The sequence below is a fragment of the Microcoleus sp. S13C4 genome (assembly GCF_036700865.1).
Lineage (GTDB): Bacteria > Cyanobacteriota > Cyanobacteriia > Cyanobacteriales > Microcoleaceae > Microcoleus.
Map to the genome: position 1 here is coordinate 86,214 of NZ_JAUBPS010000003.1, position 19,156 is coordinate 105,369.

The window sequence follows — 19,156 nt, forward strand, 5'->3', positions numbered from 1 at the left end:
ACTGCCGTGTCCCTACAAATATATAGATTTTAGCTGGGATTATTCAAAGATTTTTGCACCGATTCCAACCACTCTCGGATTGTTTGATTTTCGTATTTTGGATCGTAGTAACACCCTAATTTATCGAGGATGAATGTTTCTAAATCGGCTGAGGCGATCGGCATTTCTAGCAGTTTGCTGAGTTCTTGCGATGCAGCTTCAACACTTGCGGGCGATTCGCTGCTGCGGTAGTTGTTCACTACATCGCTGGGAGTGTCAGCTTCTAACGGCCAGTCTTGGTGAAAGTAGGAACTGAAAAATTGGGTTAAATGAGGAAAGTGATTTATCATTCGGGATAGGCGCTGAGAATAAAGTATCCGGGAGGTAATTTGGCGCTGCGCTGGAGGACGATTTTCAGGCGAGATGCTGAAGTTGCTTTCGATGCGCGGCGACGCAGAGTAATGCCAATTATTCTGTTGGCATTGTAGTCGATCGTATAACGATTGCCTCGACTTTTCACCCAGGAGTCGATCGCACTTTGATTTCTGTTCATTGCTTCTGCAATAGCCGCTTCGGCGACGGAACTATCAGTAAAAGAAGATGCGGCAGAAATTCTCGTTTCGCTGGCGAGTCGCTGTGCTAGTTGTGCTTCTGTTTTGCCAACGTGTCTCTCTAAAGTGTGTCCTCCTGCTGCTTCGTGAGAGTCTAATCCGCCGCCCGGTATGTTGGGCAAAAAAGCTACGGTGCTTTGTGGTATAGTTGAGAGTTCCGGTGCTAAAACCGTGGCGTAAACACCAGGTATTGCCGAGTGGAAGAAGACTGTTATTGAGGCGATCGCACACAGGATACCTAAAAACTTTTTTAGGCGATAGAGTTGATTTTTCATTGCTGTTGAAGGTCTTTCTTATATTTAGTATAGGTTTTTGCTGTTCTTTTGTCTATTTCTTAATCGACTCTTAGTAAGTTAGAAATTGCGCTGTATTCAAATATACTGTCCGCAGTACCCACCCTACTGTTAGTTAGAAATTGCGCCCAGCATTTAAATACATGGTATGCACAGAACACCCTAGGATTATTCCTAAATACACGCTGCCCCCCAATCACCCTACGATTATTTATAATAATTCGTGATTTCTGTGGTTTACAAAGCTTCACTCACTATGAGAAAATGTTAATAATTCTTTGAAAAAATCCCTCATGATTGATGATAAATTAATTTATCATCTTTAAAAATCTGACAAAATGCAAGTAGTTATCCTAGCAGGTGGTCTTGGTACTCGTCTCAGAGAAGAAACAGAATTTCGTCCCAAACCCTTAGTTGAGGTGGGGGGACATCCAATTATTTGGCACATCATGAAGATATATGCACACTACGGTTTCCAAAACTTTATTGTGTGCTTGGGCTATCGCGGCAACATGATTAAAGAATATTTCCTCAATTATGAAGCCATGAACAATGACTTTACTATCTGTCTGGGACGCCAAAATGCCATCACTTATCACGAGGAACATCTGGAACAAGATTTTAATGTTACCCTGGCTGAAACTGGCGCGGCAAGCATGACAGGAGGGCGGGTAAAACGAATCGAAAAATATATCGATCGCGATAATTTCATGGTGACATACGGCGATGGAGTAGCTGATGTCAATATTGACGCCTTGCTCGAATTTCACAAGTCTCACGGGAAGCTAGCAACTGTCACTACATTTCGCCCGATTTCTCGCTTTGGAATTTTGGATGTAGACAGCGATAGCCGCGTAGTTCAATTTTCTGAAAAACCTCAAATCGACGGCTGGATCAGTGTTGGATATATGATATTCAACCGCCGGGTGTTTGAGTATTTGGGGGGAGATGATTGTATTTTAGAACAAGAGCCGATGCAGCGTTTGGCGGCAGACGGACAGTTGATGGCTTACCGTCATGACGGCTTTTTCTTTGCGATGGATACTTTTCGAGAATACAAGTATTTAAACGAGCTTTGGGATGAAGGGAAGGCTCCTTGGAAAGTGTGGAAATGAGTTAGTTTTGGAGCGGGCTTTTAGGCTCGCTCCAAAAGAATTTGAAGAAAAATAAGGCATATTCTGCGTTTATGAAGTACACCCCGCCACCAAGTAGTAGGGACATGGCACTGCCGTGTCCCTACCTCTGCTATAAAATAATTATAAAAAATGGATTCTCAAGAAATTATCAACAGCACAGAAACTTACCTACAAAAGTGCGTTGCACCCCACGCGGAAATTATAGACAGCGACTCGGAAGCGCTGAAAACAGCAGTTGCTGGATTAGAAAATCGATCGCTCTTAGCGTTACGAGTTCCCCAAAAATGGGGCGGTGCGGAAATTGCACCAGAGATATTTTACCAATATCAGGAATTGACGGCTCGATATTCCGGCGCTGTGTCTTTCCTGCAAACTCAGCACCACAGCGCAACTGCCATGCTTGCCAACAGCGACAATGAATTGCTAAAAAGCAGATTCTTGCCCGCGATCGCCCAAAAAGAGTTACGCTTGGGTATTGGGTTTTCGCATTTAAGGCGATCGGGCGATCCGGCCGTCACCGCAACTCCCACCAAAGCGGGCTACTTACTGTCAGGAAAAGTTCCTTGGGTAACAGGTTTTGGATTGTTTCAAAAGTTTATTGTAGCGGCGGTACTTCCTGACGCTCGCGCTGTTTTCGGTTTAGTGCCTTTTGCCAATATTGAACGCGAATCGGGTAAAATAGCTTTTAGCGAAATCATGCAGTTAAATGCCATGAGCTCGACTAATACTGTGACAGCCACTCTCGATAATTGGTTGCTGCATGAATCGGAAATAATTTCAGTTAAACCTGTCGGCTGGATTTCGGAAAACGACACCAAAAATATACTGAATTTTGTTCCGGGTACTTTTGGCTGTATTCGAGCAGGATTGGATGTAATTGCAGCAGCGGCGACTGCTAAGAATTCACCTTTTATAACGGCGGCTTGCCAAAAACTAGAGCAAAAGCTCGATCGGCTAAAACAGAATTTTCCACAATCTCAACATAGCTCGAAAGCAGAACAACTAGCGCTGCGAGCTCAAGCCATTGATTTAGCGGTGCGTTGCGGGCACGCTGCGGTTGCAGTTTCTAGCGGTGCTGCTAACGGTGCGGTACACCCGGCCGGGAGAGTTTATCGAGAAGCTTTGGTGTATACGGTGTCCGGGCAAACAAAGGAGGTGATGGAAGCAACCCTCGATCGACTAATCGAATTTTAGATTTTAGATTTTAGATTGAGCTGGCAGAAAGTCAAAAACTCAACTGTGTTTAATAAATAATAGATATATTTAACCGGATGACAAACAACTTTAAGTCAAATAACTTAAAAACGATCGCCTACAGCCAAATTGTAGACCTAACCCATTCAATTCACCCAAACATTCCCCTCTGGCCCGGAGATCCAGCAACAGAATTTGAAACTGTCTCTCAAATAGAACAACACGGCTATTTCCTGCGAAAATTCTCAATGGGAGAACACAGCGGCACTCACATTAACGCACCCAACAGCTTTTATGCCGCAGGGGCCAGCATTGATAGTTATGGCCCGCAGTCGCTAGTTTCCCCTGCAATTGCGATCGACATTCGAGAGCAAAGTTTTGCGAATCCAGACTACACTTTAACAATTGATGATATATTGACTTGGGAACGGCAGCACAAACTTATAGAACCGGGAAATCTAGTTTTATTGTATACTGGCTGGCAAGAAAAATGGGATGACGAGCGATCATTTTTTAACCGAGACGAACACGGAATTTGCCACTTCCCCGGATTTGGCAAAGCAGCAACTCAATTTTTGCTAGAAGAACGCTCTATCGCCGGAATTGGAACCGACACCCACGGAGTAGATACCGGGCGAGATGAAAGTTTTGCGGTTAACAAATTGGTATTAGAAAAGCAGCGAATAGTCCTGGAAAATCTAGCAAATCTCGACTTGTTATCGGCGATTAACATCACTTTAGTTATCGGGATATTGCGTTTTTTGGGAGGTTCCGGCTCGCCTGTGTCAGTGTTAGCTTTTGTCGCTTGATGCGGTAAAATTAGATTGAAAAAACTCCAGTAAAAACCATCACATTAATGACACAACTGCCAAAAGATCTCAACGAGGCGATCGCCCAATCCCGCATTGCAACCGCCGCCGCCCTCTCGGACGGCAAAACTCTACTGCAAGTCGAATTAGTATTTCCCGAAATCGCCCTGCAAGCACAGTCTATCACCGAACAATTTCTCCCAGAATTTGAGGAAATCTACCCCGGAGTAAAAGTGTTTTTTCCCGACACCGGTGCGGCCGCCCTCGCGCGCCGCGACTGGGGAGAAACACCCTTTAAAGTCACTGATTTGGGCAGCAGTCGCACTTCTGTTGAAGATAAAATAGCACCGGAAGATCAACTTTTTCTCCTGATCAATCCAGCAGCCGTAGAAGTGGCCCAAGTCGAACAACTTTACATAGCTGCGGCCGGTCGCCCAGTAATTCTACTCAACCCGCGCCTCGAAGATGTTGCCACCATAGGTATAGGCTATGCCGGCCGCCAATTGCGCGATCGATTCCTCAGCAAAATCGAATCCTGCTACTACATCAGACCCCTAGACAGTGCTGCTTTATTCCGCTGCTACCCCCAATCCTGGCAAGTGTGGCTGGAAACAAACAACGAATACGAACTAATTTCTGAAACCGCCCAAAAACCAGTCGGAGACGATTTAGAGCGGATTTTAGCCGCTTCTCTCCCAAGCCCAGATCCCGACTCCACCGCACCTGCAAAACCCGTAAAAAAGAAAGGTTTTTTGGCAGAGCTCCAGACATTCCTCAAAGCTTTGACTCAGTGACAATCGTTAAGGCTCGATCGTATTTTAGGGTGTGTCAGCTAGGATTATTTTCGACTTAATCGGTCGGCTAATCCCTGACGCACCAGGCTCACCGTGAAATAACTCAAAACTTTGCCTCAGTAACAGCAGTTGCAGAAGCACAATTAACAGCTTGCCTGTGTTTCTATCAGTAGCTACGCAAACAGAGACTGGCGAGCTTTACACGACATCTATACAAAGCAGTATAATGGGTGACACCCCTCCACCGTAAAAGAGGGGAGGCAAATAGCAGCAAAATCAAATGCTATAAGGTAGAGATTGGGGTTTTGAGTCAGGGAAGCGGATAAACACAATGGAGCACCGGCGCATTGTTATCGGGGACGTACACGGGCATTACGACGGCTTAATGACCCTGCTAGAGGCACTTGCCCCCGGCTCGAACGATCGCGTCTATTTTTTGGGAGACTTAATCGATCGTGGCCCCAAAAGCGCTCAGGTATTAGATTTTGTCCAGCAAAGCCCCTACCAAACTCTGCTGGGCAACCACGAACAACTGATGCTGGAGGCTTTGTCGGCGGTGCCGATGGATATGCGAGCGTGGCAATCTTGGCTGTACAGCGGCGGCGATGCGACAGTAGCAAGCTACAGAGATACAGGGATGATGCCGTACAAACACTTAGAGTGGCTGCAATCGCTCCCCACGTACCGGGACTTAGGGGACATCTGGCTGGTTCACGCCGGCGTTGACCCCCATCTGTCGATCGATGAACAGTCGATCGAGCAACTCTGCTGGATTCGCAAGGAATTTCACACCATGTCGAAACCCTATTTTCCCAATAAATTAATTATCACCGGTCACACGATCACCTTTACCTTTCATGGGGTCAGACCGGGCGAATTAGTCAGGGGCGAAGGGTGGTTGGATATTGACACGGGTGCTTATCATCCCAAAAGCGGCTGGCTGACAGGATTTGACCTAAGCTACCGCAGAGTTTATCAAGTAAATGTATTTAACAATCAAGTCAGAATTTTGCCGTTTGACGAAGTTGTCCGGCAATTGAAGCCGCAGCCGATTGCACCCTCGGAACCTGCGATCGATTCTGTTGTTCAACAGCAGTGTTAAATCAAGTTTTCGTTGTAGGGTGCCTCAGTTTAAGTTCGATCGATTAAGTCGAAATTAACCTGCTTGTGACGTACCCTAGTAACGGGATTTGTTTTTTAACTCCTATGTTGCACCATTGTCACTTAGCCTTTTATGAACAGGCTTTCCGGCCTGTTCCACAAGAAAATATTTCTTTTGTCGAACGGGCAAGATTCCCGTTATGGAGAATGGTGCAAGATGTGAGTTTTAACGAACCGCGAAGACGCGAAGATCGCGAAGTAAGAAAAGAGAAGATAAGACAAGAGAGTGCCTGACTGATTTAAAATTGCTACGAACCTAAAAGTCTGCGGATTTCTAGCCTGTAATCCTCATTATTCAAACCTTCACCGCTAGCAAGTTCCGGATCTATAGCCTGTGAAATAGCAGCAATACGATCGGCCGTAGCTGGGTGAGTGCTCAAAATGCTAGGAGGAGAAGGCTGGTTGAGCAACTTTTTCATAAAATCAACCATCCCAGATTGAGCGTAGCCCGCTCGCCCCATAGTTTGCAATCCCAACTGATCCGCTTCATACTCAGCTTGGCGGCTGTGAGGGCGGCGCAAAGCCAGTTCCACCCCAATCTGAACCGCCTGAGATCGATCGAGTCCAGTCGCCGAAGCTACACCTGAAGCGATCGCCATTTGACGCATTTGTTTGATCGCGTGGCGAGCACTAATGTGAGCGATTTCGTGGGCGAGTACACTTGCCAATTCTGCCTCATTGTCCGCCGCTGCCATCAAACCTTTATTCACATAAACAAAACCGCCCATAGTTGCAAAAGCATTAATATTGTCGTCCTCAATCACTTGAAAAGTATAAGGAATATTCGGGCGAGTGCTTTCTTGAGCGAGCCGTTGACCGATGCGGTTGATATATTCTGTAGTGTCGCGATCGCGATCGATCTTAAGCTCGCTGTTTGTTAACTGCTGATTAATTTGTCGGCCAATAGTCACCTCTTGGCCATCGGACATATTCGACAATTGAATAACTTGAATGCCTCTAAAAATCAGTTCAGGCAAAGAAAATGCTTGAGTCGGTTCCGGGGAAACCACCCCGATACCCGCAGCCACAATCAGCGACAGAAACAGATAAATTCCCCTACCGCAAGTACGCCGGCAAGTCAACCAAAAACTTTTTAACATGATTGATACGTGGGAGAAGTTAGATAAAATTTGAGGAAAAACTCAAAAAGTCACTCAATAGGCAGACGCAATTTGAGGCTGCTTAGTTGCTATTCTAGCTTTTTGTAAATTTTTAACCGCCCCACCAGCTTCTTGGCAATCCGCCTGTCGGCCAACCAACCGCCGTCAACTGCCTTCTGCGTTCTGTTTTAAGTGCCCAAGTCATGCGGATTTTGGGCGATCGTTGTGGTAATATCTTTTAGCTTCAGGACTTAAGCATCAATCAAGTATGTCATTGCCAGCGGTAGCTCAGCAATAGCAGCATCTGCTTTTTATCGATGTCTGCCTAAGTCCTGAGCTTGTAAACATACTCCTGTCGCTATCAGTATAATAGGCGATTATGAAAATTTTGGATTCTCAAGGCCGACTGTTCGGCAAACTCAGCATTCTAGACGTAGCTGCCGCTCTGATCGTACTGCTAGTTGCAGTCGGAATCTTCTTCTTTCCCGGCACTTCTGGCGGTTCCGTCGCCCAAGTCGGCACCAGTGTCAAACCTGTAGAGATTGATGCAATTGCGATCGGTCTCAAAGGAACAAACGTTCCAGATTTGTTCAAAGCAGGCGATAAAATCAATGTGGTGATCCGCAATCAACCCTCCGGTCAGATTACCATCAAATCTGTCAAAACTATCACCAGAACCCTAGCAGTTCCTCAGCCCAATGGCACTCTGAAAGCTCTCCCAGATCCCAGAGAAGAAGAAGCCTTCAGCAAAAATATGATGTTTACCTTAGAGGGAAAAGGTCAACTTACTGAAAATGGCCCGGTTTTAGGAAATACGAAAGTCAAAATTGGCACTACTTTAGAGCTTGAAGGCAGCAAGTACATTTTCAACGCTAGCGTTATCGACGTACGAGTCAAAGAATAATTAGTAGTCATTAGTCATTAGTCAGTAGTCATTAGTCATTGCTAATGGGGAAGGGAGAAGAGGGAATTCATATTCCTTCTTCCTTCTTCCTTCTTCCTTCTTCCTTCTTCCTTCTTCCTTCTTCCTTCTTCCTTCTTCCTTCTTTCTTCTTCCTTCTTCCTTCTTCCTTCTTCCTTCTTCCTTCTTTACCCTTCCGAAAGCAACTTTAAATATTGCCGAATTAAGCCAATCGTAACAGCGGGAATTTCTAACTGCGGAGTCAAACCTACGTTTTCCAGAGGTTGAAAAACTTTGATTGCTTCAGGGTTGAGGTTGGCCAACCGCTGGCCGATATCGGGCCCGGTAAACTGCGACTTTTCTCCCCAAATAATCGCTGTCGGTGTTGTTAGCTGAGTGATGTACAGTGACAAATCAAAGCACAAATCTCCCCGCACAAAAGACAGGGCGGCATATTCTGCATTTGGTTCCAAAGCAGATGCGAGGTAAGCATCAACAATTTCTTGATAAACGCGACGCGAATCGGCAAATTGGCGTTGTTCTAGGAAGCTGCGGATGCCACCGTCTGTGGCGATTCCGGTACTGTAGAGCAAGCGATCTAAAATTGGCGTGTTGACTAGCTTAGCGAAGAAACTGCTGCCGTAATCTTGTCCGAAATCCGACAAACCGCTGGGTATGGTCAAAATCAGGGATTTGAAGAGATCTGGCCGTGCGATCGCAGCTCGAATCGCGATCGCCCCCGTTAACGAAGAAGCAATCACATCTGTTGCACTGCCGCAAGTTTTTTCTAGAAATTCGATCAAAGTTGTGATATAATCTTCAACCTGATAACTTCTTGCCGGATGTTCTGAGCGCCCCCAACCGATTAAATCAGGTGCTAAAATTCGATATTCTGTCGCAAAAGCCGGATAAACTTTCGACCATTCGTAGGCACTCGACCCGCCACCAAAACCGTGAAAAAATACTAAGTTTGGTTGATTTTCCGAAGTTGAGGTCGGCAACCCCATCCAAGGCATTTTTTCAGCAGTGTAGTAAACCATTCTGCCGACAGAAGTAACTATTGATCGCTGACCGAAGCCGAGGGGTACAAGCATAAACTAACCTCAATCGCTGTAATATTTTAGATTCTTTTGAGCCGCCCCGTCTTTGTTTAAAAAACTTGCAAAGCTGGTGGCGTTTTTGTAAAGATTGAGTAATGATTTAAATCTATTTTAGTACAGGTTAAGCGTGAAACTACAGACAGCAAGTAAGTTGTGCGATTTGGGCAATTCGCCTGTGTAGTTATTCTCAGCGTTGCAAACTACCGCCGATCGGAGATAATAGCAAAATGATGGGTAAGACCCCTCACCAAAATAGAGTCTGTTCGCCAACCCGGATAGCAGGCGCTCGGAAAGCAGGAGTATTAGAACTCGCTTTCAGGCAGGCAGCAGGTTGGCCCACGCTCGCCAATCACGAATCATTAATCACGATATTTTGCGGAGCAGTGGCTTTTGAGGTCGAAAGTCTTTGTTGGAAAGCGGGCGCTCGGGTTTCGATTCTTAATCGCAGGTTTGGCAATCACGGGCACCGCCGTTATCAATTCCCAAACACAAGAAACAACTAATCTCAGGGAGGTCTACTAAAATGCAACTGCTCAGGAAACGGGATCGCGAGGGTTTTATGGTTGATGCGAAAAGTCTTCAATCTGACGGGTTTGCAGAATTTGATACAGCCTGTCGAAGCATGGATTTAAATGGCAAAAAGTCTTGTGTTGCCATTCCAGAACGCTCAGGCGCAGGGTCAGAGGTGCGATCGCGCGCCACCGTACCGGCGATCGTCCGCGTAGCTTTAGAAGACTTGAAATGCTTTGAAGTAGTAGAACACCAGTTTGCACATTGGGGGGTGACTTTTAGCAATGCCGTCGCCATCCAACCTTCAAACCCAGCATTTTTCACGGGTTCTGGGGCAACAGTGTTAATGGGAGCCCCCAAAAGCGGACTGATAGAAGTAACTTTTAAGTATCCAGTTCGCTGGGTGTCAGGACTTGTCACCAGTTCCCGGCGAACTGTTTTATCTGCTTGTGACATTGACGGCAACCCAATTGTTCAGGATGAAATGCCGGCGCCCAATCTGGTCGGGTCTAATTCTCCCATCGCCCCTAGGGCTCCCCTGCGCGTAAAAGCTCGGAATATTCATAAAATTACTTTTTACGCTTTTGACGGTCAGCTAATAGTCGATGACTTGATGTTTGGATTTTAAAGCCATGCCATAAGTAGCATCCCAAGTCTGCAAACCTTCGAGAAGGGCATTGCGGACTAAAGCTTCTGGTTCCCGACTCAGCATCAGGCGAAAGCACTCGGCAGCGCGGGAACGGGCGATCGAACTTTTGACGGAACTCACAGGACCAAACCCACCCTTATTCACCAAATCAGTCATTTGTCGCACTGCAATCAAACGCTTCACGGGGTCAGCATCAGTCAAATCCGCCAAGATACGATCGAGCGCCACTTCATCTTTTGCGGCCCTCCGACTCAACCCTTGCCGCAGCAACAGCCCTGCAATCGCGATCGTGCCCAAATTCTGCAAAATCAGGCTCAAAGCCATCCAGTGGCTCTCGGAGTCCGCCCAAATCGCCAAACTCATGTAAGCGCCCAAGGTAGCAATGCCACCCGTACCCACCGCTAAAACAAATCGGCGGTTCGGGCCCTGCCAAAATTGCTCGCCTTTGGCTCGCAGCAATTGCCAGTCCCACGACTGCCCTCGGTAAACCAGCATCATCGCTGCTATCCCCAGGCCTGTGGAAAACAGTAACTCACTGTTCCACAACCCCCAAACTCCTGCCAGGGTGACAACTGCCAGCCAACCTTTTGCTCTAGTCAAACGCTCTAGCAGCCACTTGAGAAGAGCAGTAGAATACACAGGCGATCGGGCCGACTCGCTCTTGCCACCTACCCTCCGGCGTCTTGTTTCGGCAGTTCGGCTTGTGGCTGCTGGGGTTCCCGGCGGGCGATCGTCCGAACTAAATTCCCTCAAAGCTTGGCCCTGAGTCATTTCTAAGGACAATTCGCTCAAGGGGAGCGATTCGAGTTGCAAAGTGCGATCGGGTACTTTCACAGGCGATCGATTCAGCTTGGTGGTAGTTTTTTTAACTTGATTCATACTGACTTTTTTGAAAAATCACTTAAAGTTATCCAGGCGTTTTTAACACTGATTTAGATTCTTGTTGACATTCTCACCGGGCTAAAGCCACGGTGATTCTAAACATCACTGTTTAGGCTTCCTCTTTCTACGACCCGACTTATTTGAAGGAGTTTCCTCACCCAAACAGAGATCGATGTCTCCAGAGGCGTTTGAGGTTCCCGTGTGCCCCACGGTACGCAATCCTAGTTCTAATATGTTGCGAGCGGCGTTCCAATCTCGATCTAAGACAAATCTACAATGCGGACAAATATGTGTTCTTTGACTTAAAGATTTCTTCGCGACTTTCCCACAATTAGAACAATTTTGGCTTGTATAGTGTGGCGGTACTGCAACAGTCGCCACCCCAAATACTTTGCCAAAGTATTCAACCCAATTTCTAAAAGCTGTCCAAGCAGCATCTGATATAGACTTAGACAACTTTCTGTTTTTAACCATGTTACGCACCGACAAGTCTTCATAGGCTACCAAGTCGTTGGACTGGATTACGCACCTTGCTAATTTCACGGCAAAGTCTTTACGTCGCCTACTTACCTTGAGGTGTTTTCTGCTTAAACGATTCCGAGCCTTAACTCTATTTTTAGAGCCTTTCTGAGTTTTAGAGAGTCTCCGATTAAGCTTTTTAAGTGACCTTTCAGACTTTTTCAGATAGCGTGAATTCTCTACGGTATTTCCGTCAGAGTCTGTATAGAACTGCGTTAGCCCTACGTCTAAACCAATGGTTCGTCCAGTAGGTTCGCGCTTCTCATTTCGTTCAGCATCAATACAGAATTGCACGTAGTATCCATCAGCTCGGCGAACTACGCGCACCCGCTTCATTTGATTTAACTGATAGAAGTGTAGGTCACGAGTTCCCCATAATTTAAAACTTCCTGCTTTAAATCCATCGGTGAAGGTTATATTTCGCCTGTCTTCAGAAAGTTTCCATCCACAAGTTTTGTATTCAACAGAACCATGTGTTTCATGCTTTTTAAATCGCGGGAAACCTTTTTTACCGGGTCTTGCTTTCTTGCAGTTGTCGAAAAACCGCGCAATCGCTGACCAAGCTCTTTCTGCAGAAGCTTGCCTTGCCATTGAGTTGAGCTTAGCAGCCCAAGGAAACTCCTTTGCTAAGACTACGCAATAAGCGCTTAAGTCGTAGCGACCTACATCTTTTGTGTCCATCCAGTACCTGATGCAGCTATTCCGAATAAAACGAGCAGTACGAATGGCTTCGTCTAGCCGTTCGTACTGCTCGTTTTTTCCTTCTAGCTTGGCTTCAAATACTAACATTTACGTCGCTGGGATGGATATAAAGACTAATTCACAGTTTTGGCTAAATTAAAGCCGTCCTATAAGGACGGGGCTTTAGACCCAGTTTTTCGGTAAACAAGAGTCTTAGGCTCTATGATACCGGAAATTTAAACCCGTGGCGAGTACCGCAACGGCGCCGAATTCCGAGAAATCATTACCCAAAATAGGGCTCTTGAAGATTTTTGAGAAAAGCACAACAGGTTAATAACAAATATTTTTGCATCACTCTTGAGACAGAAGGTCGATCGAAGTTAAGCTGATGGCAAAAAAACGAAATTTTTTAATTTCAGAAAATAGGGGAATTTTAAGTGATTCAATTCATCCGCCAAGAAATGCGCGACGAAAATTTAGCCTTTTGCCTGCTGGCTGGGGATGTCGCTGCTACCCCGGTGTCAGATGAGGCTGGGTTCAGCTTGACCGCTAGCGGGACGAACCGCAGCCTCGAAGCCGGCAGAGAATCCAGACAATATTGGCTGATAATTAATAGCAGGAGCATTCCTAAACTGCTAAGATTTTTGAATTAGTGGGAGTTGAGTTAATTAAACCGGGTTCTGGTAAAAAGGAGTCCCTGATGCTCATGGGCAGGGGTTCAATGGCGGAAGAATCTCAAGTCGGGTAAATTAACCGTCATTTTTGTAGAGGCGCGTTCACGCCCGATGATCTGCAAGATCAGCCAGATATCGGCGTAAAACTGCCCCGCCACCTAGCATATTATGGTCGATCGACCGGACTAGATAGCACGAAAGCCATCATCCGCGTTCCACCCCGTAAAGCAGCAAGGCAAACAACCGACCGCGCGATCGTGTTCGGCAAGTGCGGAGGCTGGAAAAACAGCGGCTTTTGACCAAACTCAGACAGCACTGCTGCCCCAAAGTGTGTCTGCGGAGGTTAGGCTAGTGAATAGAGGAAAAGAAGAGTTACGATCGAGACTTGATTAGTCTACGTTGTAATTTATTACTCAGTTGTCAAGCCCAACAGTTTTGCATTCTCGCGATGAGCGAGACTCTTGGCACTTCCAACAAGTGGGGAACTCGATCGTCAAAGAAGTTGGGTTTGATGGTAAAGCCCTTAGTAATATGTAAACACCTTACCCATAACTCGCCGGAACAATCTTGCAAGAAAACCCATGTCTAGTATGCAAAACCAATTCACGGTTCACTTCTGGGGCGTTAGAGGTAGCATAGCGTCTCCCGGGGCAGAAACAGTACGTTACGGGGGCAACACGCCCTGTGTAGAAATGCGAGTAGGTGACAGTCGCCTAATTTTCGATGGTGGTACTGGATTGCGGGTTTTGGGACAAACTCTCCTGTCCCAGATGCCCGTAAAAGCTCATATGTTTTTTACTCACTCTCACTGGGATCACATTCAAGGATTCCCATTTTTTGTCCCAGCTTTTATTCCTGGGAACTGCTTTCACATCTATGGGGCTATTGCTCCTAATAAGGCTACTATCCAGCAACGCCTCCACGACCAGATGTTGCACCCCAATTTTCCGGTGCCCCTGCAAATTATGGGGGCAGACCTGAAATTTAACGATATAGAAGTGGGCCAACCGCTGGAACTCGGAGAGATTAAGGTGGAAACTGCTTTGTTGAACCATCCGGGGGAAGCTATAGGCTACCGCGTCAACTGGCGGGGGTATTCGGCTGCTTACGTGACTGATACCGAACATTTTCCCGATCGTTTAGACGAAAATGTGCTGCATTTGGCTCAGGATGCTGAGGTACTGATCTACGACGCTACTTATACCGATGAGGAGTATTATTCGGAGAAGAGCAGCAAGGTCGGCTGGGGACATTCGACTTGGCAGGAAGCGGTGAAGGTGGCAAAGGCTGCTAATGTCAAAAAGTTGGTGATTTTTCACCACGACCCCCTGCACAATGACGAGTTTTTAGACAAGGTGGGAGAACAAGTGGCTCAAAGATTCCCGAATAGTTTGATGGCGCGGGAAGGTTTGTCGTTACAATTGCTGCCTCCTGATAACGATTTGTCTGAAGCGTCGGTGCAAGCGCCTCAAGTTCATGTCTGATGGATTTGAGATTGTCAGATGGTTGTGAAATCTTGATCTGTGAAATCTGACATTTAAGCGAGGGCTGACCTCACTCAAAGACGGATACCGTGCCACGTACTCCTGTCGTGGAACACCAAAAAGTTTCGACTCTAGTTGAACCTCTCAGATTAATCTGGGGAGTCAATTCTAAAATCTAAAATCTAAAATCTAAAATCGACTGGCGATCGCAACCTGGCTAAGTATGTCAAAATTTTAAGCGTGTGGGTAACTTCTTCTTGTACCGCTGCTCTGACTCCAACTTCTGTTGCCTTGGGAAACTTTGATGGTTTGCACCTAGGGCATCGACAAGTCGTGCAGCCAATTTTAAATCGATCGCTTGGATCAAATTCTGCGACGGTTTTTGCGTCGGGGCCAAACTTGCGCTCAAACGTTGGCACAGATCAAAATTTGGAAAGCGAACCTCCGGCGACCTGCTACAACGACTCAGCAGCACCGCCCGATCGATCCGGCAGCAGCCATAATTTCGAGGGTTTGATAGGCCCCAGGGCAGAGGGCAACAGCCTCTCTGGGATCGATTCTGATGGGGTCGATCGACTTTACAGCACTGTAGTGACATTTGATCCGCACCCGCAAGAATTTTTTACGGGTCAACCGAAAAAACTGCTAACACCTCTGGCAGAAAAGGTAGAATTGCTCGCCGCAATGGGGGTCGAGCAACTTGTGCTGCTGCCGTTTGATCGAGAATTGGCGGCTTTGACTGCTTGTGAGTTTGTCGAGGAAATTTTGGTGCGACAACTAAAAGCGAGTCGAATTAGTGTGGGAGTTGATTTTCGGTTTGGACGGGGACGCGCTGGAACGGCTGTGGATTTGCAGTCGATCGCCTCGGGTTACGGTATTGATGTTGCTCTTATACCCCTACACAATTGCGGTGAGGGCGATCGGATCAGCAGTTCTGCAATCCGCGAAGGTCTGGCATCCGGCGACCTCACAAGAGCGAATCAGTTACTGGGGCGACCTTACAGTTTAGTCGGGACTGTGGTTGGCGGACAGCGACTGGGTAGGACGATCGGATTTCCTACTGCTAATATCGAACTGCCACCGGAAAAATTTTTGCCACGTTATGGCGTGTATGCGGTACGAGTCTCGCTGAAGCATGGATGGGAAAAGATGAAAGAGGGAAGTTCTTCCTATCAACAGGAAAATCCCAAATCTCTAATTCCCGGCACATCATCCAATTTATCTTTTGTCAATGGGGTGATGAATGTTGGCTGCCGCCCGACTGTAGACGGGCTGCAACCCACTGTGGAAATTCACCTGTTAGATTGGTCTGGGGATTTGTACGGTCAAACCTTGAGCGCGAGTTTAGTAGAGTTTTTGCGACCCGAACAAAAATTCGCTTCTCTGGATGCTCTCAAAACTCAAATTCAGGCAGATTGCGATATTGCTAGAAGTCTCTTAACTGCTAAAGTCTAATAATTATGTGATCTAGAACGGGCGATCGCTTTTAAAAATGGTGCAAGATGAGTCAGACTAAATTCTAGTTGTACAAATACGAAGTCCGCAAGGCAAAGACTCAAGATTTTGGCAATTGGATGTTTGATCCACAATTGGCGACTAGCAATTAACAATTAGAAATCAGGGATATGAGACAAAATATTGAGAGGCTCAAACAAAATCTAGGCAAGACTATTGTTGGCAAAGCGGATGCTATTCGCTTGGTGCTGGTAGCCGTGCTTTCGGGCGGACACGCGCTGCTGGAAGACGTGCCGGGTGTGGGAAAAACGCTGCTGGCGAAGTCTTTGGCGCGATCGATCGATGGGAAGTTTCAGCGGATTCAGTGCACTCCCGATTTGTTACCGACGGATATCACGGGTACTAATATTTGGAATCCGCGCAGCGGAGAGTTTGAGTTTTTGCCCGGGCCAGTTTTTGCTAATGTTTTGCTTGCCGATGAAATCAATCGCGCGACGCCACGAACTCAGTCAGCTTTGCTGGAAGTGATGGAAGAAAAGCAGGTGACAGTAGATGGAGTTTCTCGGAATGTTCCGGCGCCATTTTTTGTGATTGCGACTCAGAACCCGATCGAATATCAAGGCACTTTTCCGCTGCCGGAAGCCCAGATGGATAGGTTTACTTTGTCTTTGACTTTGGGCTATCCCGCTGCCTCGGAAGAGTTGCAAATGTTGGAACGGCTTTCTGATAGTTTTGCAGTTGAAGATTTGCAGCCTTGTATTTCTTTGGAAGAGGTGCAGGAATTGCGCCGTTTGTGCGCTGCTGTGAAGGTGGAAGGCTCTTTGAAACAGTACATTGTGGATTTGGTGCGATCGACGCGGGAAGATGAGGAGATTACTCTGGGGGTGAGTCCCCGGGGTGCGGTGGCTTTGCACCGGGCGTCCCAGGCTTTGGCGTTTATTTCGGGGCGGGATTTTGCTACTGATGATGATGTTAAGTATGTGGCGCCGCACGTACTGTCTCACCGTTTGATTCCGGCGGGCGGAAGGAGGGCTAAGGCAATTGTTGATCGATTATTGCGGTCTGTTCCTATTCCTTAAAAAGTCTGTAAATAGGTTGCTTTAATTAAAGGAACAGGCAAGATGCCTGTTCCACAAAGAATAAATTTTTTGGGGGTGCGTATTTGCCCGCCCTTTTTATATCAAATCCGGTGGCATGGGAATTAATATTACCCACAATCACGACACGGCGCCTGGTCGTTTCCCAAAAATTAATCAGTCGATGGTTACATCCGAGGGGGGCTAATGATTATTGTGGGGTAGGGAAACAGCATAGCCTTACTACTTTTTTAATCACGGCTTAATAGCACTCTCAAACAGCGCGACTAATTTTTTTGCCTCTAAATCAACATTGTGTTGTTGAGCAACTCTCTCGGCTCCTGTTTTCCCCATTTGTTCTAGTTTTTCTAAAGGTGCTTCCAATACTGCGCGCATCGCTACCGCTAATGCTTCTGCGGAACCGGGAGGAACTAACCAACCGCAAACACCGGGTTCTACGAGTTCCGGGATGCCAGCAACATAAGTGCTAATTACGGGCCGATTAAGAGCGAGGGCTTCCATAATTACGACGGGCAAACCTTCAGCAAAACTCGGCAATACCATTGCCCGTGAAGCTAAAATCTCTTGCTGAACTCGATCGCCGCTGGCCCAGCCGGTAATTTCTATATGATTTTGCAGGCCGAGTTGCTGAATCTGCTTTTCAATATCCGATCGCAGTGGCCCGTCTCCTACCAGTACCAACTTAAACTGCAAGCCTTGAACTGCTAGCAAGTTAGCAGCTTCTAGCAATAACAAATGACCTTTTTGTTCGCTGAGTCGGCCAATGCAAGCTAAGCGGGGTGCTGCGGGTATGGGAACATAGGGTGCAGCTAAAAATGCAGCATCTACGCCGCAGTGTATGACGTGAATTTTTGACCAAAAAGTGCGATCGCACCACCGAAAAAGCTGACTTTTACCGAAGGAACTCACTGCTGCTACAAAGGTCGATCGTTTAATTTTTTCGTCTAAGGAAAGAAGTGTGGCTTTATCAAATTCTTCAGGGCCGTGAACGGTGAAACTGTAAGTCGGGCCGCCAAGCACGCGGCACAGCATTGCGACTGTTGTCGAATTTGTCCCGAAGTGAGCGTGAACGTGTGCTGTACCCGATTCTGCAAACCAATTTAAAAGAATGCAAGCTTCTGCTAAATAAGCTAGATGCAGCAAAATCCCCCGTTCCGAGTGCCAGCCAACTTTGAACATTAACCGCACAGCTTCGATGAATCGAATGGGTCTAGTTGCGGCAACGCGGAGCAAAGCCCACGCTAACCCCTGTACACCAACTCCTAATATTACTTTAGTCAATTCTTGCTCTAGTTTGTCGGCCCCATCAACGAGTTCAGACTCGCACGATCGGATCGAAAAACGCGCGACTTTTATGCCGCAATTTTCAACGGCTAGCACTTCTCTGCGGACAAAGCTGTGGCTGACTTTGGGATATTGGTTGACTAAATAAGCGATGTTCATGAACGGGGAGAAAATTTTATGGTAAAGCTTAGATTAGTTTAGCCTTTGGCTGCATTCCCTGGCCAACAAATTTAGCTGATTTGTTGAGCTTATTTGAGCATGGGTGGAGGGCGATCGCTTTTGGTGGAATGGCGGAAGTGACAGCGGGCCGATGGCTATTTCGGTCAGAGCAAATCAATCTACACATTTTTCATTTCAATACAATAGTAAGGACTATTTTTAGGTAGTAGTCACAAACCTTTGATTTTCCCGCGAGTACCTTTATCACCATGAAAGCCTTTTTTTAGGGTTCGCAATCAAAAACTGTCTGAAGTATTTTCATATGCAAACCACTCTCAATCAAGTTTAACAGCCCCCAGATTGCCTCAATAATTGGTAATTATTCAACCTGCAATTCCATCTAATTTCCTATTGTCAGGTAAATTTTCCCGAAAATCACCAGCCCGAAAAATAATCGCCCAAATCCCCAAAAAACCAGCAACTCTCGCAACTCTCACAACTCCCCCAACACTCACCACCAAAGATTTTTCTGAGGCGACTTGCTCTGCATCTACCCAAGATGACAGCAAATAAGGTAAAGTAAACGGCACAAGAGTCTAGAACTCTTCAACGACCGCAACTCGGCAAACCCGCCCCTGACCAGCAAAACTGGTCGGTACAGGCGGCATTAACCGCGAACCCTCA

At 46.7% G+C, this 19,156-nt stretch carries 20 protein-coding genes; 11 read left to right on the top strand and 9 right to left on the bottom strand.

Annotated features, from left to right (window positions below; all coding sequences use genetic code 11):
- Positions 1-29 precede the first annotated feature (29 nt).
- A complete protein-coding gene (locus QT996_RS02650) occupies positions 30-329 on the bottom strand; it encodes a contact-dependent growth inhibition system immunity protein (protein ID WP_333044322.1) in 300 nt (99 codons plus the stop codon).
- Entirely contained in the window at positions 326-865 is a 540-nt protein-coding gene (locus QT996_RS02655; RefSeq protein WP_333044323.1) for an RNase A-like domain-containing protein, read from the bottom strand. The genes QT996_RS02650 and QT996_RS02655 overlap by 4 nt, the downstream gene beginning before the upstream one ends.
- A gap of 356 nt (positions 866-1,221) precedes the next feature.
- Between QT996_RS02655 and rfbF the strand changes: the two genes are divergently transcribed.
- The 5 genes from rfbF to QT996_RS02680 all read left to right on the top strand — a co-directional run bounded on the left by rfbF (position 1,222) and on the right by QT996_RS02680 (position 5,918).
- A complete protein-coding gene (gene rfbF / locus QT996_RS02660; protein ID WP_333044324.1) occupies positions 1,222-1,998 on the top strand; it encodes a glucose-1-phosphate cytidylyltransferase in 777 nt (258 codons plus the stop codon).
- 150 nt (positions 1,999-2,148) lie between these two features.
- Positions 2,149-3,213: an acyl-CoA dehydrogenase family protein gene (locus tag QT996_RS02665; protein WP_333044325.1), complete on the top strand. Its 1,065-nt coding sequence runs from the start codon at positions 2,149-2,151 to the stop codon at positions 3,211-3,213.
- A 77-nt stretch (positions 3,214-3,290) separates the two neighbouring features.
- Positions 3,291-4,022 (top strand): cyclase family protein, encoded by a 732-nt coding sequence (locus tag QT996_RS02670; protein ID WP_333044326.1) that lies wholly within the window; start codon positions 3,291-3,293, stop codon positions 4,020-4,022.
- 47 nt (positions 4,023-4,069) lie between these two features.
- Positions 4,070-4,816, top strand: coding sequence for a DUF1995 family protein (locus QT996_RS02675; protein WP_333044327.1), 747 nt, complete (start codon positions 4,070-4,072; stop codon positions 4,814-4,816).
- A gap of 331 nt (positions 4,817-5,147) precedes the next feature.
- Positions 5,148-5,918: a metallophosphoesterase family protein gene (locus tag QT996_RS02680; protein ID WP_333044328.1), complete on the top strand. Its 771-nt coding sequence runs from the start codon at positions 5,148-5,150 to the stop codon at positions 5,916-5,918.
- 307 nt (positions 5,919-6,225) lie between these two features.
- Here the strand turns inward: QT996_RS02680 and QT996_RS02685 are convergent, their stop codons facing one another.
- On the bottom strand, positions 6,226-7,077 hold the full coding sequence (locus QT996_RS02685) for a M48 family metallopeptidase (protein ID WP_333044329.1): 852 nt from the start codon (positions 7,075-7,077) through the stop codon (positions 6,226-6,228).
- Between the two features lie 379 nt (positions 7,078-7,456).
- On the opposite strand from QT996_RS02685, the gene QT996_RS02690 reads away from it, so the two are divergent.
- Positions 7,457-7,981 carry a DUF4330 domain-containing protein gene (locus QT996_RS02690; RefSeq protein ID WP_333044330.1) on the top strand — a complete coding sequence of 175 codons (525 nt, stop codon included), beginning with the start codon at positions 7,457-7,459 and terminating at the stop codon, positions 7,979-7,981.
- A 185-nt stretch (positions 7,982-8,166) separates the two neighbouring features.
- Here QT996_RS02690 and QT996_RS02695 read toward each other — a convergent pair whose 3' ends face one another.
- Positions 8,167-9,072, bottom strand: coding sequence for an alpha/beta hydrolase (locus QT996_RS02695; protein WP_333044331.1), 906 nt, complete (start codon positions 9,070-9,072; stop codon positions 8,167-8,169).
- A gap of 529 nt (positions 9,073-9,601) precedes the next feature.
- Between QT996_RS02695 and QT996_RS02700 the strand changes: the two genes are divergently transcribed.
- A complete protein-coding gene (locus QT996_RS02700) occupies positions 9,602-10,216 on the top strand; it encodes a hypothetical protein (protein WP_333044332.1) in 615 nt (204 codons plus the stop codon).
- Here the strand turns inward: QT996_RS02700 and QT996_RS02705 are convergent.
- The gene (locus tag QT996_RS02705; RefSeq protein WP_333044333.1) at positions 10,184-11,116 is read right to left on the bottom strand and encodes a hypothetical protein; all 933 of its coding nucleotides are present in this window, start codon (positions 11,114-11,116) and stop codon (positions 10,184-10,186) included. The two genes, QT996_RS02700 and QT996_RS02705, sit on opposite strands and share 33 nt — an antisense overlap.
- A 105-nt stretch (positions 11,117-11,221) precedes the next feature.
- The gene (locus QT996_RS02710) at positions 11,222-12,427 is read right to left on the bottom strand and encodes a transposase (RefSeq protein ID WP_333044334.1); all 1,206 of its coding nucleotides are present in this window, start codon (positions 12,425-12,427) and stop codon (positions 11,222-11,224) included.
- A 329-nt stretch (positions 12,428-12,756) separates the two neighbouring features.
- Here QT996_RS02710 and QT996_RS02715 point away from each other — a divergent pair, with 329 nt between their 5' ends.
- Positions 12,757-12,972 carry a hypothetical protein gene (locus QT996_RS02715; RefSeq protein WP_333044335.1) on the top strand — a complete coding sequence of 72 codons (216 nt, stop codon included), beginning with the start codon at positions 12,757-12,759 and terminating at the stop codon, positions 12,970-12,972.
- Positions 12,973-13,159: 187 nt separating this feature from the next.
- Here QT996_RS02715 and QT996_RS02720 read toward each other — a convergent pair whose 3' ends face one another.
- A complete protein-coding gene (locus tag QT996_RS02720) occupies positions 13,160-13,309 on the bottom strand; it encodes a hypothetical protein (RefSeq protein ID WP_333044336.1) in 150 nt (49 codons plus the stop codon).
- A gap of 265 nt (positions 13,310-13,574) precedes the next feature.
- Here QT996_RS02720 and QT996_RS02725 point away from each other — a divergent pair, with 265 nt between their 5' ends.
- From QT996_RS02725 to QT996_RS02735, 3 genes are all read left to right on the top strand, one after another.
- On the top strand, positions 13,575-14,477 hold the full coding sequence (locus QT996_RS02725; protein ID WP_333044337.1) for an MBL fold metallo-hydrolase: 903 nt from the start codon (positions 13,575-13,577) through the stop codon (positions 14,475-14,477).
- 240 nt (positions 14,478-14,717) lie between these two features.
- Positions 14,718-15,932: a bifunctional riboflavin kinase/FAD synthetase gene (locus QT996_RS02730; protein WP_333044338.1), complete on the top strand. Its 1,215-nt coding sequence runs from the start codon at positions 14,718-14,720 to the stop codon at positions 15,930-15,932.
- A gap of 170 nt (positions 15,933-16,102) precedes the next feature.
- Positions 16,103-17,011, top strand: a complete 909-nt coding sequence (locus QT996_RS02735) for a MoxR family ATPase (protein WP_333044339.1) — start codon at positions 16,103-16,105, stop codon at positions 17,009-17,011.
- A gap of 252 nt (positions 17,012-17,263) precedes the next feature.
- Here QT996_RS02735 and QT996_RS02740 read toward each other — a convergent pair whose 3' ends face one another.
- Together QT996_RS02740 and QT996_RS02745 are read right to left on the bottom strand one after the other, a co-directional pair.
- Positions 17,264-18,472 (bottom strand): glycosyltransferase, encoded by a 1,209-nt coding sequence (locus QT996_RS02740; RefSeq protein ID WP_333044340.1) that lies wholly within the window; start codon positions 18,470-18,472, stop codon positions 17,264-17,266.
- A gap of 383 nt (positions 18,473-18,855) precedes the next feature.
- Positions 18,856-19,062 carry a hypothetical protein gene (locus QT996_RS02745; protein WP_333044341.1) on the bottom strand — a complete coding sequence of 69 codons (207 nt, stop codon included), beginning with the start codon at positions 19,060-19,062 and terminating at the stop codon, positions 18,856-18,858.
- Between the last annotated feature and the right edge of the window lie 94 nt (positions 19,063-19,156).